Source organism: Nonomuraea sp. NPDC052265 (assembly GCF_044547985.1).
Classification (GTDB): Bacteria; Actinomycetota; Actinomycetes; order Streptosporangiales; family Streptosporangiaceae; genus Nonomuraea.
Genome location: NZ_JBIUBJ010000008.1, coordinates 116520 through 143360, shown reverse-complemented (window position 1 = coordinate 143360; position 26841 = coordinate 116520). Strand labels below are relative to the sequence as shown.

The following is a 26841-nucleotide window of genomic DNA, read 5'->3' as shown; positions in this document are numbered from 1 at the left end:
CCCTGTCACGCCTGGAACCATCCGGACACCTGCTTGTTGTGACATACCCCTACGGAAGGGACGACCACGTGGGCCCACCGGACCCCCGGCGACGCTTCGAGGAGCTCTACACCGAGCACTACGAGGCCGTCTCCGGTTATGTGCGGCGGCGTACCGACGACCCTCACGACGTCGCCGACGTCATCGCCGAGACCTTCACGACCGCGTGGCGGCGGCTCGGCGACGTGCCGGCCGGCGACCACGCCCGGCTCTGGTTGTACGGCGTGGCCCGGCGCACCCTGGCCAACCAACGCCGCGGCGAGTCGCGCAGGGCGGCCTTGACCACGCGCCTCCGTACCGAACTGGAGGAATGGACCGACCCCCTGGTGGAGGCCGCGCCCGAGACCGCCCGCGCGGCCTTCATGCGGCTGTCCGCCGACGACAGGGAGGTGTTGTCGCTCGTCGCCTGGGAGGGGCTCGGCAACGCCGAGCTGGCGCAGGTGCTCGGCTGCTCGCGCCTCGCCGTACGGCAGCGCCTGCACCGCGCCCGCAAGCGCCTGGCCACCGAGCTCGCCGCCGACGACCCCGATCTCGCCCGGTACGGCCCGCGGGCCGTCCGTCTCGCCAAGGAGACCTCATGAACGCGCAGCTCGACGACATCGTCAGGCGGCTCGCCCCGCCCGCCGGGCCGGGGCTGACGCCCGGCGCCCGGGAGACGATGTGCAAGATCATGGAGGCGGAGCCGGCTCCGGTCCTTCCCGCGCGCCGCAGGCGGCGCGGCCTGTTCGCGCTGCCCGCCGCGCTGGGCGCCCTCGCGGCGTCGATGGCCGTCTTCCTCGCCCTCGGGCCCGCCTCCGCCTCGGCCCTCGACATCAAGGACGAAGGCGGCTACCTCGTCATCGAGGTCAAGGACATGTTCGCCAAGCCGGAGGTGTACCAGCAGCAGCTGCGCGACGCCGGGCTCGACATCACGCTGCGGCTGTTGCCCTCCACGCCCAGCAACGTCGGCTCGGTCGATCCGAGCACGGAGGAACCGGACGGTATCGAGGTGGTCGACCGGCAGGAAGGCTGCGAGTCGGCGGGCGGCTGTCCGATCAGCATCAAGGTCCGCCGGGACTTCAAGGGTTCGGCCGAGGTCGTCCTCGGCCGGGAGGCGCGCCCCGGTGAGGAGTACGAGATCATTACCGGCTTCGACTCGCTCGGCGAGCCCATGCACTGCGCGCCCTACCACAACAGGCCCGTCAGCGAGGTGCGCGCCCTGCTCAAGGACCGCGGTGTGGACGTCCAGGCGTTCGACGTGCTGGGTCCGGCCTTCTGGACGAAGGAGGGCAAGGAGACCGAGCCGGTGACCAAGGCGTCGGTCCCGGAGTCCATGCACGTCGTCGGCGGCTACCTGACGATGGCCGGCAAGGCGACGCTCCAGGTCAGCGACTCGGACCTGCCCGCCGACCTCGTGCGCACGCTGAAGGAGAAGACCGGGTGCCCGTGATCCCGCACAAGGCGCTGGCCGCCGTCCTGGTGGCCGCGACGGTCGCCGTCGTGCCCGCCCATGACCGTCAGACCGACCTCCGGCAGCCACCGGCCGCGGCCGAGGCGGACGGCGTCACGCTGATCACCGGTGACCGCGTGGTGGTCACCGGCCGCGGATATCGCGTGCAACCGGGTCCGGGCAGGCGGATGACGTACAGCGGCCAGGTCCAGGACGGTCACCTGTACGTGATCCCGTCCGACGCCCGGCCGCTGGTCGCCGCGAACGTCCTCGACCGGCGGCTGTTCGACGTCACCCAGCTGCTGGCCTGGCGGTACGGCGACGCCGACCGGCCGGACGTCCCGCTGATCGTTCAGTCCTCCCAGGGGGCGGCCCCGCAGCTCCTGGGGGCGGAACGGGCCCGGCGGCTCGGCGGGCTCGGGATGAGCGCGATGAGCGTTCCCAAGGCGTCCGCCGGGCGGACGTGGCAGGACCTGGCCACCGGCGCCGGCGCCCTGACGGCTGGATCCACCAAGCTCTGGCTGGACGGCCGCCGCTCCTACAGCCTCGACCGGAGCGCCGAGCAGATCGGCGCCACCGAAGCCTGGAAGCAGGGCATGACGGGCAAGGGCGTCACGGTGGCCGTCCTGGACAGCGGGTACGACCCCGACCATCCCGACCTGAAAGGCGTGGTGACCCAGGAGAAGAACTTCACCGACGACCCCGACATCCGCGACAACACTGGGCACGGCACCCACGTCGCCTCGATCATCGCGGGGGCCGACGCGAAGTACCGAGGGATCGCGCCTGGAGCGAAGCTCGCCGTCGCGAAGGCCGGCACCGCCTTCGGGCTGACCGAGTCGGCCATCCTGGCGGGCATGGAGTGGGCCGCGGGCGAGGTCAAGGCCAAGATCGTCAACCTGAGCTTCGGCGCCCCCGACACCCTGGACCTCGACCCGGTCGAGCAGGCGGTGAACACACTGTCGGAACGGTTCGGCACGCTGTTCGTCGCGGCCGCGGGCAACGACGCCGACGCGGTCCCCAGTCCCGGCAGCGCCGAAGCCGCGCTCACCGTCGGCGCCGTCGACCGGCAGGACCGGATCGCCCACTTCTCCGGCAGCGGACCCCGCGAGGGCGATCACGCCATCAAACCGGACATCACCGCGCCCGGAGTGGGCATCCTGGCCGCCAAGGCGGGCGGGACCGGGGCCGACGCGCATGTGGCGATGTCCGGCACCTCCATGGCCGCGCCGCACGTGGCGGGCGCCGCGGCGATCCTCGCCCAGCTCCACCCGGACTGGACCGGGCAACGACTCAAGGCCGCGCTGACCGGCAGCGCCATGCCGGCCCCCGGCTTGACGCCGTACCGGCAGGGGACCGGGCGGGTGGACGTCGTCCGCGCGCTCGCCCAGCAGGTCGTCGCCGTGCCGGAGCGGCTGTGGACCTACTTCCCCTCGGACGGTTCGGGGGAGTGGGTGTCCACCGGGACCGTCACGTACGACAACGCCGGTGACACCCCCGCGGACCTCGACCTGACCTCCGACGGGGACGTGGTACGGCTCTCCGCGCAACGTCTCCAGGTGCCCGCCAAGGGGCAGGCGACGGTCACCGTGACGATCGACGCCAGGGACAAGGCGACCGGCGAACACCTGGCGACGATCACCGCCCGGTCCGGCGCGACGGAGATCCGCACCCTCGCCGGCGCGTTCGTCGAGCCCGAGTCCCACAACGTGACCGTCAAGGCGATCGACCGGGACGGCCGGCCCGCCGAAGCGGCCTTCGCCCAGATGTACGACCCGCGTACGGGGGCCACCCGCGACGTGCCCTTCACCGACGGGACGGCCCGGCTCAGGCTGCCCAGGCGCGACTGGAGGATGTACGCCGAGATCATCGACCACTCGGGCACGACCATGGCCCACAGCCTGCTCGATCTCAGCGGGGACCGGCAGGTGACGATCGACGCCCGCGACGGCAGGCGCGCCGACTTCAGCGTGGACGACCCGGACGCCGCACCGACCGACGAGGTCGACGTCGGACTCGCCGACGGCGCGTGGTTCTACGGGTACGCGGAATGGAGTGCACCGGGCATGGGGACGTTCGTCGTCCCGGCACGCGCGCCGGGCCTGCGGTTCATGATCAGGAATCGCTGGGAGAGCAGGACCCGCACGCCGACCCCGTACGTCTACGACCTGGTGAACACGCACACCGACGGGCTGCCGGACGAGCCCGCCTACGCCGCCCGGCGCGCCGACCTCGTCAAGGTGACGGCGACCTACCGGTCCTCCGCCACGGCGGCGACGGGAATCCCCTCCTTCGGCCCCAGATTCGTGGCGGGCGGCTCGGTGTTCATGCAGACCCTGTCCCAGGGCGTCCGGCTGCCGGGCATTCTCGTCCACTACCGGACTCCGGGGCTCGTGTGGGACAGCGCGTTTCAGGTGGGCACGTCCGTGGTGGCCGACGACGGCCGAAGCCTGGCGCGGGGGAGCGTCGCGGAGGTGTGGAACGCCGCCGTGACCGGCCCGTCCGCTCCCCCCGCCGGCCGCTCGGGCGACGACGTGACCGTTCCCGTGGGCGACCTGTTCGCCGACGGCGTCGCCGGCCGCAGGGGCGCCGACGACGCGGCCACCGGCACCGCCACCCTCACCACGGGCGGCAGGACCCTGGCCGAGACCGACCTCGCGGGCTGCGCGACGGAGCGGCCCGGCGACTGCGTGCTCCACGCCACCCTGCCGCCGGAGGTCGCCACGTACACGCTGAAGGCGTCGGCCCGCCGCCAGGTCCCCTACTCCGCCCTCTCGACCGCAGTGGAGGCCCTCTGGACGTTCCGTTCCTCCAGGACCGGCGAGCGACGTCCGCTGCCCCTGGCCGCGGTACGCCTCACCCCCGCCGCCCTGGACGACCACAACCGCGCCCACCCCGGCACGCGCACCCCGCTCACCCTGACACTCGAACACCCACCCCGCCAGGACAGCACGCGGGTACGCCTTGAGACCTCCTCCGACGACGGCCGCACCTGGCACCCGATCCCGCTGACGCGGTCACCCAAGGGCTGGCTGGCGATGGTCCCCAATCCCCGCACAACAGGATTCATCTCCCTCCGCACCACCGTCACCGACACCCCCACCACCCGCCTGACCCTGACCATCGCCCGCGCCTACGCAGTGGGCTGACCCGTCAGGGAGCCGAACCGGTGCCCGGCCGTCCAACGGGGGAACGGCCGGGCACCCCACTCGCCCTGAGAAGCCCCGGCCGACCGGGCCTGCCTGACAGACCGGCATCACCTCGACGGACGTTTCGTCACCGACATCGACGCCTTCTGCTGCGCCGTCGGAGAGGCGATCAACGGCCCCGGCGGCTACTTCGGCGGCGACCTCGTCCCCGGGTACGACCGGCCCACTCACGACCTGCGGTACTGGGGATCGAGCATCGAACTGGACGACCTTCTGGACAGCTTCTCCGAGCACGGTGTCCAGGTCGAGCTCCGCTGACTCACCCGCCGCCCGCCTCTCACCACGGAGGTGACCGTGTTCGCGCTACGTGGAGCTGACCTCGTCGTCGGAGATCGGCAGGGGCGCGGAGAAGTACGGCAGGCCGGCCGAGCGATAGAGCACGATGATGAGAACGACGAGGGCGGCGAACCACGCGACGAGCAGCACAGGTGACAGCTCGGCGTAGCCGTACCCGGCCAGCAGGCCGGCCGCGCCCAGACCGGCCACCGCCCACCGCAACACGTCCAGCAGGGCGGCCTGAGAGTTGTCGCCGCGTGCGCGCATGCGGGTCATGAGGGCGTCCGCGATCAGCCAGACCGTGATCAGGGAGCCGGCCGTGTTCGCGACACCGATCACCTGCCTGACCGGCTCGTCCATGGGTGCGCCGCTCGCGAGGACGCCCACCAGCGAGACGGGGACCATGCAGAACGCCCATGACCGGGCCCTGGCGAAGGCGTCGCCCGGTCGCTGCAACGAGAGCAGCCCGGCGGCGCACAGGCCCCAGCCGACGGGGTCGAACAGCAGGTCGAGGCCATTGAATCGGAGCGCACCGAAGGCGATGACAAGCCCGGTGGTGATCTTCGTGACGGGACGCACGTGCAGTGCCCTTCTCTCCTGAGGCGGCCGTCAGAGCTCGCCGCTCACAGCCTTGTTGCACACCGTGGCTGCCAGGGCGCGTTGCCAGGCCACGGGGACACGACGCTCCCTCACGGTCATCTGCCACGGGTCCAGCATCACCTCCGACGTACCCGAGACCAGCCAGGTCCGGTAGGTGAATTGGATCGGCTGCGGCTCGTGCGGCACCGCCGCGCAGTCGGTGATGACGATCCGCCGGATCACCGTCCTGGAGCCGTCGCCCCCAACGGTGATCTCGGCGGGATCGTTCTCCGTGTTCTCCGGAGGGAGCAGCCGCAATCCCGGTATGGCCATCGAGATATCCGTGATGGTGAATGGAGAAATCGCCTGGTTCTCCAGCTCGACCCAGGCGCTGGTGGACAGCACGCCATTGTCGTCCACCTCGGCGCTGAGAAAGAAGCTTTCGATTCCCCAGCGGATGTGCGGCGTTATCGACCCCGACCACCACAAGCCGCCCGCGACGCACATCAGCACGAGACAACTGGACACCGCGAACGGTAATCGCGTACGCGGGGCGACGCCAAATTGCTGCCATATATCCGCTGAACTCACGAGACGGAACCATATATCGTGGCGCCTTATGACGATACCCCCATTGATCTTCTGGGTGGCGGCGGTGATTACCGTGCTGGCGGCAGCCGCGCCCCTCGGTCAGGGGCGTCTCGGCAGGTTCGTCACCCTGACGGGCCTCACGGTCGTCGAGACCGATGTCCGCCGGGTCGTCGGCCATTTCGCCAGCCTGCGCCGGTGGCGGCTGGCGGCCGTCGTCCTGGCGGCTCCCGTGGCGGGACTGACCGCGGATCCGTTCTATCTCGTCGTGGGCTGGTGCGCCGTTCCGGTATTCCGCGTCGTACGGGCGCCGGTCACTGACGCCGTCTATCGCCAGGCATGGCTGCTCGCCGTATTAGCGTCCGCCGTAACAGGCTGCTACCTCCTGACAGCGCAGGGAATCACTCTGACGCGGCTTGCGCATGCCGTTATCGTGGTCGCGGTGATAGCGGCGATATCGTACGCCGAGCGGAATGCTGGGCCCGAAAAGCCGGACGAAACGGAGTCCGCCATTGGCCGATGGTCCGTTCGCACCCGCTATTTGACGGGATCCGTGATTGTGCTGGCCGGCGTTCTCATTGCTCCCGGACGGGCGCTACCCAGCGAATCGCCGCAGTACACGATGCCCATGCAGTTCGAGGAGCAGCAGGTCTCGTTCCGGAAGATCGGCGAGGTCAAGCAGCCCACCTGTCCGTGGATCGATCAATTGGACGCCCCGTGCCGCTACTGGCTGGTTGACGACGCGCCGTTCCCGCAGGCCGCGCCATATGTCGTCATGAAGGGCGGGGCGCCGAAGGCGGCACCGTTCGTGGTGAGCCCCGATCGGCGATCCGCCGTCTACCTGGATCGGACCTCGCGCCGCATGGTCCACCAGCACGAGGACAACCGGCATGACCTCGGCGGGCCGCTCGCCGACGCGGACGTGCCCGAAGTGAGCATCAGCGAGCGCGGCAGGTACGTCGCCCTGGCCAAGAACGGCACCCGCGTCATCGACACCAGGTCTTGGAGCGAGATCACGCTTCCCGGCGCGCTGAAGGTGCTCGAAGTCAACTCGGCGGGGGTCGTGGTCACGACGGCTTCTCGCCTGATCGCCTACGACCAGCGCGGCCGGGAGCTTCTGAGCATCGCCATCCCGGACGGGCGCCTGGAGTCCCACACCGCCTTCCTCAAACCGGACGGAAGCCGGCTCGTGATCATCAGCGATTTCGGAACCCTCGTCGAGACCTACGACCTCACCACCCACGAGTGCATCCACCGCGTGCGCGCCCGACTCCCCGACGGGGACCCGATCGAGTCGGGCACCGGCTGGTCGAGCAAGGGCCCGTTCCAGGTCCACCGGGACGCGGGGGACGAGGAGCGCAAGGACTTCTTCCTCGACCTGGCGACCGGCAGGACCAGATACGTCAAGAACGGCCCGCCGGGCGGCTACCGACCCGCGAACCAGTAGGCAGACAAGGACGTATCCGCCTGGGGCGGGCCTCACGGCACCGTTGAAGTACGGGACGCGTTCAGCTGTGCCCTGAACATCCCGATCACAGGCACGAAACCAGCCCAAGACCATGCGGCGACGGGATGGTCGATCGACGGGAGCTCGAACGGCGGCGTCGCCGACGACCGTCACACGCACGCCTGGAACGACGTGCGGCGGCACGGCGTGGTCCGGCTGGCCTACGCGTCCGCGGCCCGGCGCTGGCCCGCGATGCTGGGATTGGTCCTGATCGGCGTGGTCGTGATCGCGGCGGACCGTTGGCGCCGTGATCCAGAATCACCTCTCGAAGCACCCAGAGCGCCGCAGCGCGCGAGGCGCAGTCGTGGAGTGGATGCACAAGGCTGAGGATGCAGCTGATGCCTTGTCTAAGTTCCCCAGCAAGCTGGAGCGGAACACGGACGATCTTGATGACTACAACCGCCTCTACCTTGACCGGCATACGGAAGTTCGTCTACCGATGCAGGAGCTCCTGCGGACGCTTGATGGCCTTGAGGTGGCGGCTCTGGCCGTCGGTATCCCCTGGCGCGTTGTGGAGGCGTACCGAGAATCCATGCTGGTGACTGCCGAGGAACGTGGCATTGACGCGAAGATCTCGGATCTGATGGAGCGCCATGACGAGATGCTTGCGGCCTATGCGCGAACAGCCCTTCTGCATCGAGCGGGCAACCGACTTTTGCGGGATGCTCTGCGTCTCCCATGGAGATCCGAAATCAACCAGTGGCGGCGCGTCCGTGAAGTCACCTGGCTGTCGAAAGCCGTCGTCTTGGAACGCGAAGGTTGGTACCCAGAGTTCGACGGTGGACGCGATCCGTTCCGAACGGATCTGAAGGACTTCGGTCTGCACGATAGGGAGCGCATCCGCAAGTGGAAGAAGACGTGGAAGCAACGCCTGTCCACATCGCGTGCAGGCTCTTCGGAAGTCGCCGTACCCAGCAACGGACCAGAGGAACAGTCACGCAGTTAGTCACTCAGAAGACAAGAGAGGCCGCTTCCGAGCTTCGGAAGCGGCCTACTACCTGTGGCGATACTGTCGGGGTGGCGGGATTTGAACCCACGACCTCTTCGTCCCGAACGAAGCGCGCTGCCAAGCTGCGCTACACCCCGGTGCACGCCCGTCTTGCGCGTGCTTGAGAAAGTCTAGCGGACTTCGCGGGCACTCGTGACCGCCTCAGCGTCGCGGAACCAGCGTGAGCAACGACGCCTCCGGGAAGCACGCAAAACGGGCAGGTGCGTACGGTGAGGTGCCGAGGCCGGCGGACACGTGCAACCAGGCGCTTTCGTGCCGGCTCAGGCCCTTCACGCGGGCGCGGTCGATGCCGCAGTTGGTGACCAGGGCGCCGTAGAACGGGACGCAGAGCTGGCCGCCGTGGGTGTGGCCGGCGAGCAGGAGCTGGTAGCCGTCTTCGGCGAAGCGGGTCATGTTGCGCGGCTCGGGGGAGTGCATGACGCCGAGGCGGAGGTCGGCGTCGGCGGGGGCCGGGCCGGCGACCAGGTCGTACCGGTCGCGGGAGATGTGGGAGTCGTGGATGCCCGCCACCGCGACGTCGAGGTCGCCGATCTTGATGCGGGCGGTGGTGTTGTTCATGTCCAGCCAGCCCTCGGCGGCCATGCCGGCACCCAGCTCCTCCCACGGGAGGTTGGGGACGTGCTGGCGGCGGTCGTTCTTCGAGGTGCGCCAGAGGTAGCGGGCCGGGTTCTTGGGCTGGGGGGCGTAGAGGTCGTTGGACCCGTAGACGAACAGGCCGGGGCGGGACAGCAGGGGCTCCAGGGCGTGCAGGAGCGCGGGGACCGCTTCCGGGTGGGCGATCGAGTCGCCGGTGTTGACCACGAGGTCGGGCTCCAGGGCCCCCAGCGAGCGCACCCAGTTGATGAGCATCGTGCGGTTGGGGGTCAGGTGCAGGTCGGAGAGGTGCAGCACGCGTACGGGACGCCGGCCGCGCTCCAGCACCGGCACGTCGAACCGGCGCAGGCGGAACCAGTTGCGCTCCACGACGGAGGCGTAGCCCAGCCCGGCCAGGCCGAGACCGATCATGGACAAGGGCACTGCGACGGCTTTCCTCACGTACTCATGATGCCTGACAACGGGCACGAGGCGTCCCCGCAGACGGCAAGATGGAGCGCATGAGCGCAATGAAGGACAAGCTGAAGGCCGATCTCACGGCCTCGATGAAGAGCCGGGACGAGGTGCGTCTCCGGACGATTCGTATGGCTCTGGCGGCCGTGAACGTCGAGGAGGTGGCGGGCAAGGCGGCCAGGGAGCTCAGCGATGACGAGGTCATCAAGGTGCTGACCAAGGAGGCCAAGAAGCGGCGCGAGGCCGCCGAGGCGTTCCAGAACGCGGGACGCACCGAGCAGGCCCAGGCGGAGCTGGACGAGCAGGCGGTGCTGGAGGAGTACCTGCCGGCGCAGCTCTCCGACGAGGAACTGGCCCAGATCGTCGACGCGGCCGTGGCCGAGACCGGCGCGTCGGGGCCGCAGGCCATGGGGCAGGTCATGAAGGTGGTCAACCCCAAGGTGGCGGGCAAGGCCGAGGGCGGCCGCGTCGCCGCCGCCGTACGCGCCCGCCTCACGGCCTGAGCAGCACGACGCGGGCCTGGGGGTGCCGGCGTCGGCCGCCAGCCTTGGGACGCCGGCCCCCACGAGGAGCCTGTCAGGCCCTCCCTGAGAGGCCGGCCCAGGCGAGGGCCCTGCCACGCCAGCCCTGGGCGCCGGCGCCCAGGCTCGGTGCGTCGGCGCCGACGACGGTTCCGGCGGCCGTCCCGCCCATGCGATCCGTCGCGGAGGGGCCATGGCGTCCGCCTGAGGATTCGTCGTGGTCTATGGTGACCCGCCCGAGGATCGTCCCCGAGACGGGCTCTGGAGGCGTCCTGGGAGGGGTTGGGCGTCGATATGGGGCTCCCAGTACGGGCGGAGGCCAGCCGAAGCCGCGTAGCGCCCCTCAGCGGCGGCGCGGGCTGGGGAGGCTCCGGGGGCAGCAGCACCCTGGGGGCGGCCCCAGAGGCCGACCCGCCAGCTGGTCCCGGGTGCGGCGGCTGGCCGGTCCAAGGGCGCCATGATCGGTCGGTCAAGGGCGCCATGATCGGTCGGTCTGGGGTGCGGTGGCCGGCTCGTCAGGGGCGGGTTCGGGTGGCGGGGGTGGTGAGGCCGGTGTTGGCGTGGCCGCCCGGCCCGTCGCCCAGCCCCTGCCACTCACCAGGCCCAGGCCCGCCACCGCGCCCGTCGTCGCCCCCGTTCCCCCGGTCGTTGTGGTCACCGAAGAAGTCCTCGAACGGATCGCCACCACCAGGCCGCCCGTCCTCCTCGTGTTTCTTCTTCTTGGGCTTCGGCGCGCACTTGTCGGAGCAGCCGCCGAACCGCGAGTGGTCCACCGGCGTGAACTCCGTCGGCTCCACCCCCTTGAGCGCCTGCATCATCGCCTGCTTCCAGATGGGCCCGGAGATGGACGCGCCGTACACGTACGGGAAGTACTGCCCCCCGATCGTGACGCCGATCAGCTTGTGGGTGGAGGCGCCGCGCGGGTCGCCGAGGCTCACGGCCGAGGCCAGGTTCGGGGTGTAACCGGCGAACCAGGCGGACATGTAGTCGTCGGTCGTTCCGGTCTTGCCGGCCGCGTCCCGTCCGATACCGCCCACCTCGCGCATCGTGCCCTTGGTGAACACGCCCGACAGGATGCCGCTGACCGCGTCGGCGACCTCCTCCTCCATGACCTGCGAGCACTTCGGCTTGTACTGCTTGGCGTTGCCGTTCCTGTCCTTGATCTCGGTGATGGCCAGCGGCTTGCAGTACTGGCCGCGCGAGGCGAACACCGCGTAGGAGTTGGCGATCGTCACGGGGTCGACCTCGTTGACGCCCAGCGTGAACGTCTCGACCTCGCGCAGCTTGCCGCCGTCGGCCCGCTTGACGCCGAGGCGCTTGGCGAGCTTGACGACCTTGCAGAGCCCGACCTCCTGCTCCAGCTTGAGGAAGAACGTGTTCACCGAGCCCCACGTGCCGCTCTGCAGGGTCTTGAAACCGCCGCCGCCCTCGCTGGAGTTGTGCGCGGTGTGCGAGGGGTCGCCGACGTTGTCGCCCTTGCAGTCCTTGAACGAGTTGTAGCCGCTCGCGGTGAACCCGGCCGGCGCGGGGAAGCCGTCCTCGTACTTGAGGCCCTCCTCAAGGGCGGTGGCCAGCGTGTACGCCTTGGCCGTCGAGCCCTGCTGCAACCCGCGCCCGCCGCCGTGCGCCGCGTCGGCGACGACGTTGTAGCTCATCTCGTTCTTCTTCTTGCTGCCGCCGAACTTGCGCGAGGCCGCCATCGCCTTGATCTCGCCGGTCCCGGGCACGACCATGGCCTGCGCGGCCACGGGCTTGTCCTTGGGGCTGACGTAATTCTTGATGGCCTTCTCGGCGGCCTTCTGCATCTTGGGGTCGAGCGTGGTCTTGATCGTCAGACCGCCGCGCTGGAGCAGCTTCCTGCGCTCGTCCTGGTTCTTGCCGAAGTCGTCGTTGCCGAGGATCTCGTACTGCACGTAGAGGCAGAAGTACGGGAACTTGCTGGCCTCGCAGCCGCCGGGGAACTTGACGTCCTTGTAGCCGAGCTTCTTGGCCTTGGCCGCGTCGGCCTCCGCCCGCGTGATCTTGCCGATCTCGGCCATCCTGTCGAGCACGGTGTTGCGCCGCAGCAGCAGCCGTTCGCGCGACTCGGGGCCGACGTTGGGGTCGGTGCGCGCCGGGTTCTGGACGGCGCCGGCCAGCGTGGCGGCCTCGGACAGGCTGAGCTCGGAGGCGGGCTTGTCGAAGAACCGCCTGGCCGCGGCCTGGACGCCGTGCGCGCCCGCGCCGAAGTAGGCGATGTTGAGGTACTTCTCCAGGATCTGCTGCTTGGTGTACTTGCCCTCGATCGCCATGGCGTACCGCAGCTCCTGGAGCTTGCGGGACATCGTCGGGGCGATGGCCGCCTGCTGCTCCTCCGGCGTCTCGGCCTTGTTGACCAGCACCTGCTTGACGTACTGCTGGGTGATCGAGGAGCCGCCCTGCATGACGCCGCCGCCGGTGATGTTCTTGACCAGGGCGCGGGCGGTGCCCTCGACGTCGATCGGACCGTGCTCGAAGAAGCGGAAGTCCTCGATCGCGATCAGCGCGGTCTGCATGATGGGCGCGACCTTGTCGAGGGTCACGGACTGCCGGTTCTCGTAGTAGAACTGGGCGATCTGCTTGCCGTTGGCGTCGACCAGCTTCGTGCGTTCGGGCAGGGGAGGTTCGTCGAGTTCTCTGGGCTTGAGTTCGAGTCCGTCCATGGCGGTCTTGGCCGACACGCCCGCCCCGCCGACCGCGGGCAGCGCCACCGCTGCCGCCAGCACACCCGCCGCCGTCCCGGCGATGATCAGACGCAGGACGCTGAGGAGCGGGTGGGAGCGGTCTTTGCCCTTCGCTTGCACGCTCCCAAGGGTACGTCGAAACACTGTCCTTATCGGTAACACGACACCATTTCGCCTTGACTGGGAGGGGTGACTAGTCATTCCCGGTCAACAGTCCGGCGAGAAATTGGTCCTCTGGGGTCTGTCGGCCCGAACGTGAAGTTGCGTACGTTCTCCTCTGCGGCAACTGAATACGGAGGCTCGGCGCCCGCGCCCGTCGGCCCCAAATGACGACTGACCACCTAAGGGGAGTGGGGTCGAAAAATGTGGATCACGGATTGGACCTCCCGTGCCGCCTGTAAGGGTGCGGACCCGGACGCGCTGTTCGTCCAGGGCGCCGCACAGAACAGGGCGAAGCTGATCTGTCGAGGATGCCCGGTCCGTACCGAATGCCTCGCCGATGCGCTGGACAACCGCATCGAGTTCGGGGTGTGGGGCGGTATGACCGAACGCGAACGCCGTGCGCTGCTCAGGCGCCGGCCCGACGTGGACTCGTGGCGTGACCTGCTCGAGTCCGCGAAGGAAGAGTACGAACGGACCAATGAGCTGATCGCGGGCTGATCGGGCCCGCGGCGGGAGAGCACGGCCGGCGCCGCCCGTCGGCCGTGCTCTCTCTACGCGCTCGCCAACAGGTTCCCGATCTGCCGCAATCCGGCCAGGTCGTGGACATCTCCGGACATCGCACGTACCTGTGCCACGGGCACCGTGGGATGAGCCGAGACGAAATGCTCCTGCTCGCGGCTCTCGCGGGTGGCGAGTTGCATCCGGCCGGTGTGCAGCCGCAGCACAGCGGCCGTCAGCTCGTGCTCGCCCCTGGACTCCAGGTCCTCGGCCGCGGCGGCGCTGCGTGCCGCTGAGAGCGCCGACCCGGGCGACACGTGCACCCGGTTCACCACGAGCCCGGCGAGGGGCATGCGCTCCTCGGCGAGCCGTTCCACGAAGTAGGACGCCTCCCTCATCGCGTCGCGCTCCGGCGCGGCCACCACGAGGAAGGCCGTGCCCGGCGCCTGCAACAGCTTGTACGTCATCTCGGCCCGCTGCCTGAACCCGCCGAACACGGCGTCCAGCGCGGACACGAACGTCTGCAGGTCCTTGATCACCTGCGCGCCGAGCAGCTTGGTCATCGCCCCGGCCATCAACCCGAACCCGGCGTTGAGCAGCCGGAACGCGCTGCGTCCGCCCGCCTTGGCGGGTGCGGTGAGCAGCCGGATGAACCGTCCGTCGAGGAAGCGGCCGAGCCGCTCAGGCGCGTCGAGGAAGTCCAGCGCCGACCGCGAGGGCGGCGTGTCCACGATGATCAGGTCCCACTCGTCGGAGCGGCGGAGCTGGCCGAGCTTCTCCATCGCCATGTACTCCTGCGTGCCCGCGAAGCTGGAGGACAACGACTGGTAGAAGGGGTTCGACAGGATCTGGCGGGCCCGCTCGGGGTCGGCGTGCGCCTCGATGATCTCGTCGAACGTGCGCTTCATGTCGAGCATCATGGCGTGGAGCTGGCCGCCGCCCTCGGACGAGCTGACCAGGCGCGGGGTGTTGTCCAGCTCGGTCAGGCCCATCGACTGGGCCAGGCGGCGCGCCGGGTCGACGGTCAGCACGACCGCGCACCGGCCGCGCTCGGCGGCGCGCAGGCCGAGGGCCGCGGCGGTCGTGGTCTTGCCGACGCCGCCGGAGCCGCAGCAGACGATGATCCGGGTGCCCTTGTCGTCGAGGATCGCGTCGACGTCCAGGGGGACGGGCTTCTTCACGCTGCTCCCCGGTGGGTGCGGAGGATGTCGGCCAGCTCGTACAGGCCGGCCAGGTCGACGCCGTCGGCCAGCAGCGGCAGCTCGACGCGGGGCAGTCCGGCCCCGGCCAGCGACTCGCGCTCGGCGTGCTCCAGCTCGGTGCGGCGGGCGTGCTCGACGACCTCCTCGGCGAGCGCCTCGGCCATGGCGGCGGCGTCGGAGGTGTCGGCGAGCCCGGCCGCCTTGAGCCCGAGCGCGAGCTCGCCCACGTCGAATCGGCCCTTGACAGCCATGTCAAGAGCGGCCTGTGGAAGCAGTGATTCACGGACCATGTTGATGAAAACGCAACCTGGGGGAAGTCCGGCCGAGCGCAATTCGCCGACCCCGTCGAGGGTCTCCTGCACCGGCATCTCCTCCAGGAGGGTGACGAAGTGGACCATCGTCTCCCTGGACTTCACGACGCCGTTCACCAGTTCGGAGTGGTTCTTGATGGGCCCGACCTTGGCCAGGCCGGCGACCTCCTGGGTGACGTTCAGGAAGCGCGTGATGCGGCCGGTGGGCGGCGCGTCGAGGACGACGGCGTCGTAGACCCGGCGGCCGTTCTTGCCGCGCCTGCGCACGGCCTCGGTCGTCTTGCCGGTGACCAGGACGTCGCGGAACCCGGGCGCCACGGTGGTGGCGAAGTCGACGATGCCCATCTTGGTCAGCGCGCGCCCGGCCCTGCGCATGCCGTAGAACATCTCCATGTATTCGAGCATGGCCTCTTCGGGATCGATGGCCAGCGCGTACACGTCGCCGCCGGAGGGCGCCACGGCGATCTTCCGCTCCTCGTAGGGCAGCGGCGGCAGGTCGAAGATCTGGGCGATGCCCTGCCTGCCCTCCACCTCGACGAGCAGCACCTTGCGCCCGCCCGCGGCCAGTGCGAGGGCGAGGGAGGCGGCGACGGTCGTCTTGCCGGTGCCGCCCTTGCCGGTGACGACGTGCAGCCGCACGTCGCCCCAGTCCGTGTCCGGAGAGTCCACGTTTCGAGGCTACCGAACGGTTACTTGTCGAAACCCGACGGCCACCGTTTGAGATTGCTCACATTGTGGTCACCGCCGCCCGGATGGGTGGGGTGACAGGCCGGGAAGCGGCTTTCCATGAGATCGTCATGCCATGAAGAAATGGGAGTACCTCACCGCTCCGGTGCTGATCCACAACACGAAGATGATCCTCGACAACTTCGGGGCGGACGGCTGGGAGCTCGTCCAGATCGTCCAGGGCGCCTCGCCCGAGCAGCTCGTCGCCTACTTCAAGCGGGAGAAGCCGTGACCCCCGAGGAGCGGATCGCCGAACTCGGGTTCGAGCTGCCCCAGCCGGTGACGCCGCTGGCCGCGTACGTGCCGACCGCGCGCACCGGCGACCTCGTCTACACCTCCGGCCAGGTGCCCATGCTGGAGGGCAAGCTGCACCAGACCGGCAAGCTCGGCGTCGACCTCGGCGTCGACGAGGGCAAGGCACAGGCCCGCATCTGCGTGCTCAACGCGCTGGCGGCGCTGAAGGCCGAGCTGGGCGAGCTGTCCAGGGTGCGCAGGATCGTCAAGGTCGTGGTCTTCGTGGCCAGCGCGCCGAGCTTCACCGAGCAGCCCCAGGTGGCCAACGGCGCCAGCGACTTCCTGGCCGAGGTGTTCGGCGAGGCGGGCAAGCACGCCCGCAGCGCCGTGGGCGTGGCCGCGCTGCCGCTGGACGCTCCGGTGGAAGTGGAGCTGATCGCGGAGGTCTCCTGACCGCGAGGATGTGTCACCATGACCGAGTGATGTTCTAGTAGGAGGTCAGGTGGCCGGTCTTCCCCTTCCCGACGAGCTCGCCGCGCGAGCCAGAGAGATCATCGCCGGGCGGGTCGCCCCCGTCCCGGCGCGTGACGCCGCCACGGTGGTGATCCTGCGCGGCTCGGGGCCGCGCGGCGGGCCCGAGGTCTACCTGCTCAGGCGCAAGTCCACGATGGCCTTCGCGGCGGGCGCCTACGTCTTCCCCGGCGGCTCCGTCGATCCACGCGACACCGACCAGGCGGTGGCCTGGGCCGGGCCGTCCCCCAAGGAGTGGGGGGAGATCTTCCACGCCAGTGAGAACGTCGCCCGCGGCCTGGTGTGCGCGGCCGTGCGGGAGACGTTCGAGGAATCCGGGGTGCTGCTGGCGGGGCCGGGGCCGGACAGCGTGGTCGAGGACACCACGGGCGACGACTGGGAGGCCGACCGGCTGGCGCTGATCGACCGGAGCCTGGCCTTCGCCGACTTCCTGGCCGGGCGCGGCCTGGTGCTCCGGTCCGACCTGCTCAAGCCGTGGGCCCACTGGATCACGCCGGAGATCGAGCAGCGCAGGTTCGACACCCGGTTCTTCGTGGCGGTGCTGCCCGAGGGGCAGCGCACGCGCGACGTCGGTGGCGAGGCCGACCACGTGGTGTGGCGGCGGCCGGCCGAGGCGATCGAGCTGTGGCGCGCGGGTGAGATCTTCCTGATGCCGCCCACCTCCCACACGCTCGCCGAGCTGGCCCGGCACGACAGCGTGGCCTCCGGGCTGGCCGAGGAGCGGCGGATCACCGCCATCCTGCCGACGGCCGTGGAGGTCGAGGGGGAGATGAGGCTGATGACGCCGTGAGCGGCCTGCACATCCCGCTCGGCACGCCGGACGGCTCCCGTACCGAGCACGCCGAGAACCTGCTGGCGCCCAATCCGTCCGCCATGACGCTCGACGGCACCAACACTTGGGTCATCGGCACCCGCGACGCGATCGTGGTCGATCCGGGGCCCGACGACGAGGCGCACCTGCTGCGCGTACGCGACCATCTGGGCGAGCGGCGGGTGACCCAGATCCTGCTCACGCACGGCCACGCCGACCACAGCGGCGGCGCCAAGCGCTTCGCCGAGCTGGTCGACGCCCCCGTACGCGCCCTCGACCCCCGCCACCGGCTGGGCGACGAAGGGCTCGGCGACGGCGACGTCGTCACGGTCGACGGCCTGGAGCTGCACGTCTACGCCACGCCCGGCCACTCGTTCGACTCGCTCTGCTTCTGGCTGCCACAGGACCGGGCCATGCTGACCGGCGACACGGTCCTCGGCAGGGGCACCACGATCATCGCCCAGGACGGCGGCCTGGGCGACTACCTGCGCAGCCTCGACCGGCTGAGGGCGGCGGCCGAGGGCCTCGGCGCGCGGGCGTTGCTGCCCGGCCACGGCCCGGTGCTGCCCGACCCGATCGCGGCCCTCGACGGTTACATCGCCCACCGGCGGCGGCGGCTCGACCAGATCAGGGCGGCGCGGGCGCAGGGCGCGCGCACGCCGCGGGAGGTCGTCGAGATGGTGTACGCCGACGTCGACAGGTCGCTCTGGCCCGCCGCGGAGGTCTCCGTGCGGGCCCAGCTCGACTACCTGGAACGGTTGTAGAGCCGGTCCATGTCGAGGATGACCACGGCCTTGGCCTCGATGCGCAGCCAGCCGCGCTGGGCGAAGTCGGCCAGGGCCTTGTTCACCGTCTCGCGTGAGGCCCCGACGAGCTGGGCCAGCTCCTCCTGGGTGAGGTCGTGGTGCACGCGCATGCCGTCGTCGGTCTTGGTGCCGAACCGCTCGGCCAGGTCGAGGAGCTGCTTGGCGACCCGTCCCGGCACGTCGGTGAAGACCAGGTCGGCCAGCACGTCGTTGGTGCGGCGCAGCCGCTGGGCCAGCGCGCGCAGCAGGTGCAGCGCCACCTCCGGGCGGCCGGTCAGCCACGGGCGCAGGTCGTCGTGGCCCAGCCCGGCCAGGCGCACGTCGGTCAGCGCCGTCGCGGTGGCCGTGCGCGGTCGCGGGTCGAACAGCGACAGCTCGCCGAACATCTCGCTCGGGCCGAGCACGCTCAGCAGGTTCTCCCGGCCGTCGGGCGAGGTGCGGGAGAGCTTGATCTTGCCTTCGAGCACGACGTAGAGCCGGTCGCCGGTCTCGTTCTCGTGGAAGAGGGTCTGTCCCTTGGACAGCTGGACCTCGGTGATGCTCGTCCGCAGCGCCGCGGCGCTCTCGCGGTCGAGCGCGGCGAACAGGGGGGCCTTGCCCAGCACATCTTCGGTGTTCACTCTGCCTCCTCTGCTGCCATTGTGACTCACCCCACTCCGGGCGGCACACACAGGCTATGGGAATGCCCGGGTTAGACGGGGATTGCCCCGCTGTGTGGCGCACTGAAGTGTATGAACAAATCGGGTGACCTGCTTACTTCCGCAGGAGGTCGTCCACGGAGGCGACCGCCGTCGCCATCGTGTGGCCCAGCAGGACGCGTACGACATGGGCCGCCGAAGGGCGGGCGGCGGGCTCCGGACGGCGGCACCGCTCGACGACGCCGCGCAGCGGATGCGGCAGCGCGCCGGACCCGCTCGCGAACCTCACCAGCTCGGCCCAGTCCCGCACGTCGTCGGCCGGTCCGCCGCGGCCGGGCGAGCCCTGCACCCCCACCAGCACCTGGCCGCGCGTGCCGAGCGCGACGTTGTCCGGGGTGAGCCGCAGGCCGGTCACGCCGTGGGCGTGCATCCTGGCCATGGCCGCCGCGCTGCCGAGCGCCACCCGGTGCAGTGCCGCGCCGCGCAACGGGCCGCCCGCGCGTACGAAGTCGGTCAGTGACTCGCCCTTGTGCTGATCGCCCATGGTCGCCGCCCTCCCAGCCGCCAGGTTGTACGCGAACGCGGCGTAGAAGGTTCAACCGTTCCCATAGTCTTGCGGCATGGCCACGAACGCGTCGGGGCGCAAGCCGGAGACCCAGCTCGCCCTGGTACGGCGGGCGCGCAAGATGAACCGCGTCCTCGCCGAGACCTACCCCGACGCCCACTGCGAGCTCGACTTCCGCAACCCGCTGGAGCTCCTGGTCGCGACCATCCTGTCGGCCCAGTGCACCGACAAGCGGGTGAACATGGTGACCCCCATCCTGTTCGCCAAATACCCCACCGTCGAGGACTACGCCGCCGCCGACCGCGCCGAGATGGAAGACATCATCCGTTCGACCGGCTTCTTCCGCGCGAAGACCAACAGCATCATCGGCATGGCCCAGACCGTGTGCGAGCGCTACCGCGGCGAGGTGCCGGGCCGGCTCAAAGACCTGGTCACCCTGCCCGGCGTGGGCCGCAAGACCGCGAACGTCGTGCTCGGCAACGCGTTCGGCGTGCCGGGTCTGACCGTCGACACACACTTCCAGCGGCTCGTGCGCCGCTTCGGCTGGACCGAGGAGACCGACCCCGTCAAGATCGAGCACGTCGTGGCCGAGCTGCTGCCCCGGCGCGAGTGGACGATCTTCTCCCACCGGGTGATCTGGCACGGCCGCCGCATCTGCCACGCCCGCCGCCCGGCCTGCGGCGTGTGCCCGCTGGCGAGCCTGTGCCCGTCCTTCGGCACCGGGCCCACCGGCGAGGCGGAGGCGGAGAAGCTGGTCAGGCCCGGTCCGTTCTCCTGACCCGCGAGCCGGGGGAAGTGATCGAGGCCGTGCCGTGTTGGAGGTTGGCGTGACAGAAGTGCCCGACTGGCTCGAACGCCTGGCGGCGCAGGCCGCACGGATCACGGTCCCCCGCTACCTGCGCCCCCCGGCCGACGGCGGGCGCCTGGCCGCCGTGCTGATGTTGTTCGGCGAGGGTTCGCTCGGCCCCGACGTACTGCTCATCCAGCGCAGCTCACGCGGACGCAGGCACGCCGGCCAGCCCGCCTTCCCCGGCGGCGGCGTCGATCCCGAGGACGGCGGCCCGGTCGGCGCGGCCCTGCGCGAGGCCGAGGAGGAGACCGGCGTCGATCCGCGCGGCGTACGCGTCCTCGGCACGATGCCCGAGCTCTACCTCAACCACAGCGACAACCGGGTCACCCCGGTGTTCGGCTGGTGGCACACGCCCTCCGCGGTGCACGCCGCCTCGCCCGACGAGGTCGAGTCCGTGGAACGGGTGCCGATCGCCGAGCTGGTCGATCCGGGCAACCGGGTCATGCTGCGGCACCCCAGCGGGCTCGCCGGCCCGGCCTTCCACGTGCGGGGCATGCTGGTGTGGGGGTTCACCGCGATGGTGCTCGACGCCGTGCTGCGCGAGGGCGGCCTCGAACGCCCCTGGGACCAGGCGCGGCTGGAGGACCTGCCGGCCGAGGTCGTCAGACTGGGCCTGCGCGAGCGGATCACTCCGGGGTCCTGAGGGCCGGCCGTGCGCGAGCGGATCACTCCGGGGTCCTGAGCGAGACGCCGAGCGAGGCCCAGTCGGCCACGTCCGCGTCGTCGTCGGCGGCCAGGGTGCGCAGCATCTCCAGGCCCGCCCGGTCGGGCGGGTCGCCGAGCACGTGCTGCAGCGCGTACGCCGCCCCGTACCTGACTCTGGGATCGTCGTGACAGGCAAGGTCGATCACCGAAGGCAGCGAGCGGGGGTCGGCCAGGTGGCCGAAGGCGATCAGCACGGAGTACAGGACCATGGCGTCGTCCTCGCTGGCCGCCAGGTAGCGCAGCACCGGCAGCGTACGGTCCACGAACGGCCGCAACATGCCCATGATGTCCACCCCGAGCAGGCGCTCGGCCACGTTGTCCGCAGCGCACAGGCGGCGTGCCTCGATGAACGACTCCAGGTCGGCCCGCTGGCGCAGCTGACAGATCACGTGCCAGCGCAGCGGGCCGTCCGGGTCGGCGTCGCTGAGAGCTGCCCGGATGAGATCGCGCACTGTTCCCTCGGCCGGCGGCATACCGCTCAAGATAGCCAGGCGGGTGACGCCGTCCTGGCCGAAGACGTGCACACTTGACCGTATCGCTGGCTACCTTTGAAGCGTGCGCGGTGATCTGCTTGACCTCATATTGATCGGCCTCGTGATCGCCTTCGGCGTATCCGGCTACCGACAGGGCTTCATCATCGGTGCGATGAGCTTCGTGGGGTTCGTGGGCGGGGCCGTGCTCGGCATCTTCATCGCGCCGCCGATCGCCAAGGCCGTCGTCGACGGCGACACCCCGCAGGCTCTGCTCGCGATCGTGATCGTGTTCCTGGCCGCCACGATCGGCCAGTTCGCCTCCTCCACCGTCGGCGCGGTCGTGCGCAGCCACGTGACGTGGGAGCCGGCCAAGATGGCCGACGCCGTGGGCGGCACGTTCGCCAGCGCGCTGTCCGTGCTGGTGATCGCCTGGCTGATCGGGTCGCTGATCGTCTCGACGACGTTCACCCCGCTGGTCGACCAGGTCAAGAACTCCGCGCTGCTGACTACGGTCGACGACGCGATCCCGCAGGCCGCGCGCAACTGGCAGCAGCCGTTCAAGAAGTTCGTCGACAGGTCGGAGTTCCCGCCCGTCTTCGACGCGATCGGCGCCGACACGCTGATCGACGTGCCGCCGCCGGCCCAGAGCGTCCTCCAGGGCGCCAAGCTGGGGCGGGCCCAGCGGGCCATCGTCAAGGTCCAGGGCAACGCCGAGAGCTGCAACAAGCACATCGAGGGCACCGGCTTCGTCTACGCCGACGACCGGATCATGACGAACGCCCACGTCGTCGCCGGCGTCACCCGCGACCTTGAGGTCATCGACTACAAGAACGTGCGCCACCCGGCCAAGGTCGTGCGCTACAACCCCCAGCGCGACATCGCGATCCTCTACGTGCCCGGCCTCGACCTGCCGCAGCTCAGCTTCGAGGCCGACGGCAAGCGCGGCGCCAACGCGATCATCGCCGGCTTCCCCAGGGGCAAGGGCTTCACCGCCGAACCGGCCCGCATCGGCGGCCGTCTCGACGCCGAGGGGCCCGACATCTACCACGGCAGCAACGTCCGGCGGAAGGTCTACGCGATCCGCGGCAAGGTGCTGCCGGGCAACTCCGGCGGCCCGCTGCTCACCGTCGACGGCCGCGTCTACGGCGTGATCTTCGCCGCCGCGGTCAGCGAGAAGGACACCGGCTACGTGCTGACCGCCGAGGAGGTCGCGCCCGACGCCGGCCAGGGCAGGAACGACACCACCGCGGCCAGCACCCAGGAGTGCGACTAGCGCGGGCAGCTACACGGGCAGCTCGGCCAGGATCAGGGCGATCGCCTCGGCGGGGTCGCTGTCCTGGGTCAGGCCGGTGGCCGCCCTGCCGACGGCGTCGTAGTCGCCGCCGTACGCCTGCGCCCTGGCCGCGCCGCGGCTGAACAGGGTGATCGCGCCGCGGCCGTTGCCGCGCTGGAGGTGTGTCAGCCCGACGCAGATCTGCGCCAGCCCCTGCCACAGCTCGCGCTCCTCCTCGGGCGCGCATTTCCAGCGGCCCTCGAAGACCTCGTGCGCGTTGAACGGCAACCCTTCCTCCAGGAAGCGCCGCGCGTCGGCGAGCGCCTGCTCGGCGGTGGGGGCGTAGTCGTCGGGGACCCGGTCGACGCCGGGCGAGCCGTAGGGGAGCGGCCTGCCGTACGCGTCGCGTGGCCTGGCGTTGCGCGGCTTGCCCTGGGGGTCGCGGTCTCTCATCGCTCGTGGGCTCTCTCATCGGTCGGGCTCGGGGTCGGCCAGCCAGCCGAGCAGCTCGGTGTCGAACACGTCGGGGATCTCTTCGTGGGGGAAATGGCCCGCGCCTTCGAACAGCCGCCAGCGGTAGGGGGCGGCGACGTACCGGCTGGAGCCCTGGGCGGTGCGGGGGAGCAGGCACGGGTCGAGCGCGCCGTGCAGGTGCAGCGTCGGCGCCTCGATCTCGGTACGCATGACCCTGGCGTAGCGACGTCCGTCGGGCCGGAGCTGGGAACGGCCGAACCAGCGGTGGTACTCCAGCGCCGAATGGGCCGCGGCGGGGATCCGGAAGGCCTCCCGGTAGGTGCGCGCGGTCTCGGCGTCCGGCCAGCCGGGAGCCGACCAGTCCGCCAGGATCCTGCCGACCAGGGCGGCGTCGTGCCTGATGAGCCTGCGTTCGGGCAGCAGCGGGAGCTGGTAGCCGAGCGCGTGCCGGCCTGCCCTGAGCTGGCCGGGGTCGGTCACCAGCGCGTGGCGCAGCCGCAGGGGATGCGGCGCCGAGACCACGACCAGGCGGCGCACGCACTTGGGGTCGAGCACGGCCATCGTCCAGGCCAGCAGGCCGCCCCAGTCGTGCCCGACGACGACCGCGCCGGTCTCGCCGAGCGCGCGGATCAACCCGGTCGCGTCGGCGGCCAGGGTGGGCAGGTCGTAGCCGCGCGGCGGTTTGTCGCTGCCGCCGTAGCCGCGCAGGTCCGCGGCGACCGCCCGGAAGCCGGCCTGCGCGAGGGAGGTGAGCTGGTTGCGCCAGGTCCACCAGAACTGCGGGAACCCGTGCAGCAGCAGGACCAGCGGACCCTCTCCGGCCTCCACGACGTGGAAGCGGGTGCCGCCGGCGTGCACGGCCCGGTGTGTCCACGGGCCGGGGATCTGGACGACCGCCTCGTCAGGTGCCATCACGGCTCACCGGCTGACTCTCGGGGCTCGGCACGGGAAGCGCCTGCTCCTCCGGCGTGGCGATCTCCTTGAGGCCCTTGATCGACCTGGCGGTGCGCTTCATCCCGGCCAGCCCCTTCAGCCTGCGTACGCCGACCAGCACCAGCAGGCCCGCGGCCACCAGGTAGAAGACGGTCACGATGAGGAAGGCCAGCCAGTTGGGCAGCCACTGTGCCAGCACGTACGCGATGGTGAACGAGGCCAGGATCAGGCACAGGTGGGCCATGAACGCGGCGGCGGCGAACAGCCCCGCGGCCGTGCCCACCCGCTTGGCGTCGAACTTGAACTCGGCCTTGGCCAGCTCGATCTCCGAGCGGACGAGGTCGGAGATGTGGCTGCTGGCCTGGGCGACCAGCGAGCCCAGGGATTCTTCCTCGGGAGTCTGCGGCATGAACGTCTCCTATCGAGGCCTGGTGGCCGTGTCAAACATCCCGTACTGACTGCTGGGCGCCACCGAACACGCCGAGGACGCTGCTACTCCCAGAACTACCCGATCGCCCACGATAACGCCGTCCGGTGGAAACGGCTGAGGCGCATGCCCGGTTCGGGCACGCGCCTCAGCGGTCAAGCGGCTGGTCAGTCCTCGGACTTGGCCGCGGGCAGCTTCTCGGAGATGAGGTTCATCACCGTGCTGTCGGCCAGCGTGGTGACGTCGCCGATGCTGCGGTTCTCGGCCACGTCGCGCAGGAGGCGGCGCATGATCTTGCCGGAGCGGGTCTTCGGCAGCTCGGGCACGACCAGGATCTGCCGCGGCTTGGCGATCGGGCCGAGCGTCTTGGCCACGTGGTCACGCAGCTCGGCGGCGATGTCGTCGTTCTCCTCCGCGTTGCCGCGCAGGATCACGAACGACACGATGGCCTGGCCGGTCACCGGGTCGGTCGCGCCGACCACGGCCGCCTCGGCGACCTTGGGGTGGCTGACCAGCGCGCTCTCCACCTCGGTGGTGGAGATGTTGTGGCCGGAGACGAGCATGACGTCGTCGACGCGGCCGAGCAGCCACAGGTCGCCGTCCTCGTCCTTCTTGGCGCCGTCGCCGGGGAAGTACATGCCCTCGAACCGCGACCAGTACGTGTCGATGTAGCGCTGGTCGTCGCCCCAGATCGTGCGGAGCATCGCCGGCCACGGGTCGCGCACGACGAGGAAGCCGCCGCCGCCGTTGGGGACGCTGTTGCCCTGGTCGTCGACCACGTCGGCGGTGATGCCCGGCAGCGGGCGCATCGCCGCGCCCGGCTTGGCCGAGGTGACGCCCGGCAGCGGGCTGATCATGATCGCGCCGGTCTCCGTCTGCCACCAGGTGTCCACGACCGGGCAGCGGTCGTGGCCGATGTGCTCCCGGTACCAGACGTAGGCCTCGGGGTTGATCGGCTCGCCGACCGAGCCCAGGACGCGCAGGCTGGACATGTCGTACTTAGCGGGGATGTCGTCGCCCCACTTCATGAACGTCCGGATCGCCGTGGGGGCGGTGTAGAGGATCGTGACCTTGTACTTCTGCACGATCTCCCAGAACCGGCCGCGGTGCGGGGTGTCCGGGGTGCCCTCGTAGATGACGCTGGTCGCGCCGTTGGCGAGGGGGCCGTAGACGATGTAGGAGTGGCCGGTGACCCAGCCGATGTCGGCCGTGCACCAGTAGATGTCGGTCTCGGGCTTGAGGTCGAAGACCGCGTTGTGCGTGTAGGCGGTCTGGGTGAGGTAGCCGCCGGTCGTGTGCAGGATGCCCTTGGGCCTGCCGGTGGTGCCGCTGGTGTAGAGGATGTACAGCGGGTCCTCGGCGCCGTGGGGCTCGGCGGTGTGCTGGTCGCTCTGGCGCTCGACCAGGTCGTGCCACCACACGTCCTTGTCGCCCACGGCGACGTCCTGGCCGGTACGCCGGACGACGAGGACGTTCTCCACCTGCGGGCACTCGGCGACGGCCTCGTCCACGGTGGGCTTGAGCGCGCTCGGCTTGCCGCGGCGGTAGCCGCCGTCGGCCGTGATCACGAGCTTGGCGTCGGCGTCGTCGATGCGGCTCTTGAGCGCGCCGGCGGAGAAGCCGCCGAACACCACCGAGTGGATCGCGCCGATGCGGGCGCAGGCCAGCATCGCGATCGGCAGCTCGGGGATCATCGGCATGTAGATGGCCACCCGGTCGCCCTTGCGCACGCCGAGCTCATGCAGGGCGTTGGCGGCCTTGCCGACCTCGGTCTTGAGGTCGTTGTAGGTCAGCGTGCGGCTGTCGCCCTCGGGCTCGCCCTCCCAGTGGTAGGCGACCTTGTCGCCGCGTCCCTCCTCGACGTGCCGGTCGACGCAGTTGTAGGCGACGTTGAGCTCGCCGCCGACGAACCACTTGGCGAACGGCGCGTTCCACTCCAGCGTCGTGTCCCACCGCCTGGCCCAGGTCAGCCGCTCGGCCGCGCGCTCCCAGAAGGCGAGACGGTCGGCGTCTGCCTCGGCGTATGCGGCGGCGGTCACGTTCGCGGCCGCGGCCAGCTCAGCCGGTGGTGCGAACCGGCGGTTCTCCTGTAGCAGGTTGGACAGCGCCTGGGTCTCGTTGCCAGGGGTCTCCGGGGCCACTTCGTGCTCCTTCTATGGCCAGGTTGGACAGGTCGTGTCCCACTTCACCAGCTCACGGCCTCCCCACACAAGAGGTCTAGACAGGTCTGTACCGATTCGCGTGGGTGGCCGCACGATTATCAGCTCGCATGACAAACGCAATTGAACTGTTGTCATCCTGAAATCAGGAGAATAT

General features: G+C 70.3%; 27 protein-coding genes and 1 tRNA gene. 14 read left to right on the top strand and 14 right to left on the bottom strand.

All coding sequences use genetic code 11. The annotated features are described in order from the left end of the window. The first annotated feature begins 68 nt into the window (after positions 1 to 68). Genes ACIHAD_RS24475 through ACIHAD_RS24465 form a run of 3 tightly spaced genes read left to right on the top strand, consistent with a single transcriptional unit; the run spans position 69 to position 4617 of the window. On the top strand, positions 69 to 620 hold the full coding sequence (locus ACIHAD_RS24475; RefSeq protein ID WP_397356923.1) for an RNA polymerase sigma factor: 552 nt from the start codon (positions 69 to 71) through the stop codon (positions 618 to 620). Beyond that, positions 617 to 1468 (top strand): hypothetical protein, encoded by an 852-nt coding sequence (locus ACIHAD_RS24470; RefSeq protein ID WP_397356922.1) that lies wholly within the window; start codon positions 617 to 619, stop codon positions 1466 to 1468. Before ACIHAD_RS24475 ends, ACIHAD_RS24470 begins: the two co-directional genes overlap by 4 nt. After that, positions 1459 to 4617: a S8 family serine peptidase gene (locus ACIHAD_RS24465; protein WP_397356921.1), complete on the top strand. Its 3159-nt coding sequence runs from the start codon at positions 1459 to 1461 to the stop codon at positions 4615 to 4617. The genes ACIHAD_RS24470 and ACIHAD_RS24465 overlap by 10 nt, the downstream gene beginning before the upstream one ends. 363 nt (positions 4618 to 4980) lie before the next feature. Here the strand turns inward: ACIHAD_RS24465 and ACIHAD_RS24460 are convergent, their stop codons facing one another. Beyond that, entirely contained in the window at positions 4981 to 5532 is a 552-nt protein-coding gene (locus tag ACIHAD_RS24460) for a hypothetical protein (protein WP_397356920.1), read from the bottom strand. 30 nt (positions 5533 to 5562) lie between these two features. Further along, on the bottom strand, positions 5563 to 6045 hold the full coding sequence (locus tag ACIHAD_RS24455) for a hypothetical protein (RefSeq protein ID WP_397356919.1): 483 nt from the start codon (positions 6043 to 6045) through the stop codon (positions 5563 to 5565). A gap of 121 nt (positions 6046 to 6166) precedes the next feature. On the opposite strand from ACIHAD_RS24455, the gene ACIHAD_RS24450 reads away from it, so the two are divergent. Both ACIHAD_RS24450 and ACIHAD_RS24445 read left to right on the top strand, forming a co-directional pair. Then, positions 6167 to 7567 (top strand): hypothetical protein, encoded by a 1401-nt coding sequence (locus ACIHAD_RS24450; RefSeq protein ID WP_397356918.1) that lies wholly within the window; start codon positions 6167 to 6169, stop codon positions 7565 to 7567. Between the two features lie 307 nt (positions 7568 to 7874). Continuing rightward, a complete protein-coding gene (locus ACIHAD_RS24445; protein ID WP_397356917.1) occupies positions 7875 to 8573 on the top strand; it encodes a hypothetical protein in 699 nt (232 codons plus the stop codon). Positions 8574 to 8639: 66 nt separating this feature from the next. On the opposite strand, the gene ACIHAD_RS24440 is transcribed toward ACIHAD_RS24445, so the two are convergent. Both ACIHAD_RS24440 and ACIHAD_RS24435 read right to left on the bottom strand, forming a co-directional pair. Then, a tRNA-Pro gene (locus ACIHAD_RS24440) sits at positions 8640 to 8713 on the bottom strand. 64 nt (positions 8714 to 8777) lie between these two features. Further along, positions 8778 to 9641, bottom strand: coding sequence for a metallophosphoesterase (locus tag ACIHAD_RS24435; RefSeq protein WP_397357157.1), 864 nt, complete (start codon positions 9639 to 9641; stop codon positions 8778 to 8780). Positions 9642 to 9730: 89 nt separating this feature from the next. On the opposite strand from ACIHAD_RS24435, the gene ACIHAD_RS24430 reads away from it, so the two are divergent. Further along, the gene (locus ACIHAD_RS24430; RefSeq protein ID WP_397356916.1) at positions 9731 to 10186 is read left to right on the top strand and encodes a GatB/YqeY domain-containing protein; all 456 of its coding nucleotides are present in this window, start codon (positions 9731 to 9733) and stop codon (positions 10184 to 10186) included. 533 nt (positions 10187 to 10719) lie between these two features. On the opposite strand, the gene ACIHAD_RS24425 is transcribed toward ACIHAD_RS24430, so the two are convergent. Further along, positions 10720 to 13026: a transglycosylase domain-containing protein gene (locus tag ACIHAD_RS24425; protein ID WP_397356915.1), complete on the bottom strand. Its 2307-nt coding sequence runs from the start codon at positions 13024 to 13026 to the stop codon at positions 10720 to 10722. Positions 13027 to 13269: 243 nt separating this feature from the next. On the opposite strand from ACIHAD_RS24425, the gene ACIHAD_RS24420 reads away from it, so the two are divergent. Further along, positions 13270 to 13566, top strand: a complete 297-nt coding sequence (locus tag ACIHAD_RS24420) for a WhiB family transcriptional regulator (RefSeq protein ID WP_090771382.1) — start codon at positions 13270 to 13272, stop codon at positions 13564 to 13566. Between the two features lie 53 nt (positions 13567 to 13619). On the opposite strand, the gene ACIHAD_RS24415 is transcribed toward ACIHAD_RS24420, so the two are convergent. Beyond that, the gene (locus ACIHAD_RS24415) at positions 13620 to 14747 is read right to left on the bottom strand and encodes an ArsA family ATPase (RefSeq protein WP_397356913.1); all 1128 of its coding nucleotides are present in this window, start codon (positions 14745 to 14747) and stop codon (positions 13620 to 13622) included. Continuing rightward, positions 14744 to 15748 carry an ArsA-related P-loop ATPase gene (locus ACIHAD_RS24410; RefSeq protein ID WP_397356912.1) on the bottom strand — a complete coding sequence of 335 codons (1005 nt, stop codon included), beginning with the start codon at positions 15746 to 15748 and terminating at the stop codon, positions 14744 to 14746. Before ACIHAD_RS24410 ends, ACIHAD_RS24415 begins: the two co-directional genes overlap by 4 nt. Before the next feature lie 133 nt (positions 15749 to 15881). Between ACIHAD_RS24410 and ACIHAD_RS24405 the strand changes: the two genes are divergently transcribed. The 4 genes from ACIHAD_RS24405 to ACIHAD_RS24390 are packed head-to-tail and all read left to right on the top strand — an operon-like array spanning position 15882 to position 18145. After that, positions 15882 to 16037 carry a hypothetical protein gene (locus ACIHAD_RS24405; protein WP_193318817.1) on the top strand — a complete coding sequence of 52 codons (156 nt, stop codon included), beginning with the start codon at positions 15882 to 15884 and terminating at the stop codon, positions 16035 to 16037. Further along, positions 16034 to 16492, top strand: a complete 459-nt coding sequence (locus ACIHAD_RS24400) for a RidA family protein (RefSeq protein ID WP_397356911.1) — start codon at positions 16034 to 16036, stop codon at positions 16490 to 16492. The genes ACIHAD_RS24405 and ACIHAD_RS24400 overlap by 4 nt, the downstream gene beginning before the upstream one ends. A gap of 49 nt (positions 16493 to 16541) precedes the next feature. Then, positions 16542 to 17360 carry an NUDIX hydrolase gene (locus ACIHAD_RS24395; RefSeq protein WP_397356910.1) on the top strand — a complete coding sequence of 273 codons (819 nt, stop codon included), beginning with the start codon at positions 16542 to 16544 and terminating at the stop codon, positions 17358 to 17360. Beyond that, positions 17357 to 18145 carry an MBL fold metallo-hydrolase gene (locus ACIHAD_RS24390; RefSeq protein ID WP_397356909.1) on the top strand — a complete coding sequence of 263 codons (789 nt, stop codon included), beginning with the start codon at positions 17357 to 17359 and terminating at the stop codon, positions 18143 to 18145. The genes ACIHAD_RS24395 and ACIHAD_RS24390 overlap by 4 nt, the downstream gene beginning before the upstream one ends. Here ACIHAD_RS24390 and ACIHAD_RS24385 read toward each other — a convergent pair. Both ACIHAD_RS24385 and ACIHAD_RS24380 read right to left on the bottom strand, forming a co-directional pair. Continuing rightward, positions 18127 to 18807 carry a Crp/Fnr family transcriptional regulator gene (locus ACIHAD_RS24385; RefSeq protein ID WP_125644033.1) on the bottom strand — a complete coding sequence of 227 codons (681 nt, stop codon included), beginning with the start codon at positions 18805 to 18807 and terminating at the stop codon, positions 18127 to 18129. The genes ACIHAD_RS24390 and ACIHAD_RS24385 overlap by 19 nt on opposite strands. A gap of 133 nt (positions 18808 to 18940) precedes the next feature. Beyond that, on the bottom strand, positions 18941 to 19369 hold the full coding sequence (locus ACIHAD_RS24380) for a hypothetical protein (protein ID WP_397356908.1): 429 nt from the start codon (positions 19367 to 19369) through the stop codon (positions 18941 to 18943). A 76-nt stretch (positions 19370 to 19445) separates the two neighbouring features. On the opposite strand from ACIHAD_RS24380, the gene nth reads away from it, so the two are divergent. Together nth and ACIHAD_RS24370 are read left to right on the top strand one after the other, a co-directional pair. Continuing rightward, entirely contained in the window at positions 19446 to 20168 is a 723-nt protein-coding gene (gene nth, locus ACIHAD_RS24375) for an endonuclease III (RefSeq protein ID WP_397356907.1), read from the top strand. Between the two features lie 49 nt (positions 20169 to 20217). After that, positions 20218 to 20883 (top strand): NUDIX hydrolase, encoded by a 666-nt coding sequence (locus tag ACIHAD_RS24370; protein WP_397356906.1) that lies wholly within the window; start codon positions 20218 to 20220, stop codon positions 20881 to 20883. A gap of 22 nt (positions 20884 to 20905) precedes the next feature. On the opposite strand, the gene ACIHAD_RS24365 is transcribed toward ACIHAD_RS24370, so the two are convergent. Then, positions 20906 to 21397, bottom strand: coding sequence for a HEAT repeat domain-containing protein (locus ACIHAD_RS24365; RefSeq protein WP_397356905.1), 492 nt, complete (start codon positions 21395 to 21397; stop codon positions 20906 to 20908). Between the two features lie 103 nt (positions 21398 to 21500). Between ACIHAD_RS24365 and ACIHAD_RS24360 the strand changes: the two genes are divergently transcribed. Beyond that, entirely contained in the window at positions 21501 to 22691 is a 1191-nt protein-coding gene (locus ACIHAD_RS24360) for a MarP family serine protease (RefSeq protein WP_397356904.1), read from the top strand. A 9-nt stretch (positions 22692 to 22700) separates the two neighbouring features. On the opposite strand, the gene ACIHAD_RS24355 is transcribed toward ACIHAD_RS24360, so the two are convergent. From ACIHAD_RS24355 to acs, 4 genes are all read right to left on the bottom strand, one after another. Then, on the bottom strand, positions 22701 to 23144 hold the full coding sequence (locus ACIHAD_RS24355) for a DUF309 domain-containing protein (protein ID WP_397356903.1): 444 nt from the start codon (positions 23142 to 23144) through the stop codon (positions 22701 to 22703). Positions 23145 to 23159: 15 nt separating this feature from the next. Further along, on the bottom strand, positions 23160 to 24077 hold the full coding sequence (locus tag ACIHAD_RS24350; protein WP_397356902.1) for an alpha/beta fold hydrolase: 918 nt from the start codon (positions 24075 to 24077) through the stop codon (positions 23160 to 23162). Next, on the bottom strand, positions 24067 to 24507 hold the full coding sequence (locus ACIHAD_RS24345; protein WP_397356900.1) for a phage holin family protein: 441 nt from the start codon (positions 24505 to 24507) through the stop codon (positions 24067 to 24069). The genes ACIHAD_RS24350 and ACIHAD_RS24345 overlap by 11 nt, the downstream gene beginning before the upstream one ends. Positions 24508 to 24692: 185 nt before the next feature. Next, positions 24693 to 26666, bottom strand: a complete 1974-nt coding sequence (gene acs / locus ACIHAD_RS24340) for an acetate--CoA ligase (protein ID WP_397356899.1) — start codon at positions 26664 to 26666, stop codon at positions 24693 to 24695. Positions 26667 to 26841: the final 175 nt, after the last annotated feature.

Coding starts and splice junctions, on each gene's coding strand:
- ACIHAD_RS24405 (WP_193318817.1), top strand. CDS start 15,882: ATGAAGAAATGGGAGTACCTCACCGCTCCGGTGCTGATCCACAACACG.
- ACIHAD_RS24430 (WP_397356916.1), top strand. CDS start 9,731: ATGAGCGCAATGAAGGACAAGCTGAAGGCCGATCTCACGGCCTCGATG.
- ACIHAD_RS24345 (WP_397356900.1), bottom strand. CDS start 24,507: ATGCCGCAGACTCCCGAGGAAGAATCCCTGGGCTCGCTGGTCGCCCAG.
- ACIHAD_RS24380 (WP_397356908.1), bottom strand. CDS start 19,369: ATGGGCGATCAGCACAAGGGCGAGTCACTGACCGACTTCGTACGCGCG.
- ACIHAD_RS24420 (WP_090771382.1), top strand. CDS start 13,270: ATGTGGATCACGGATTGGACCTCCCGTGCCGCCTGTAAGGGTGCGGAC.
- ACIHAD_RS24350 (WP_397356902.1), bottom strand. CDS start 24,077: ATGGCACCTGACGAGGCGGTCGTCCAGATCCCCGGCCCGTGGACACAC.
- ACIHAD_RS24435 (WP_397357157.1), bottom strand. CDS start 9,641: ATGATCGGTCTCGGCCTGGCCGGGCTGGGCTACGCCTCCGTCGTGGAG.
- nth (WP_397356907.1), top strand. CDS start 19,446: ATGGCCACGAACGCGTCGGGGCGCAAGCCGGAGACCCAGCTCGCCCTG.
- ACIHAD_RS24355 (WP_397356903.1), bottom strand. CDS start 23,144: ATGAGAGACCGCGACCCCCAGGGCAAGCCGCGCAACGCCAGGCCACGC.
- ACIHAD_RS24470 (WP_397356922.1), top strand. CDS start 617: ATGAACGCGCAGCTCGACGACATCGTCAGGCGGCTCGCCCCGCCCGCC.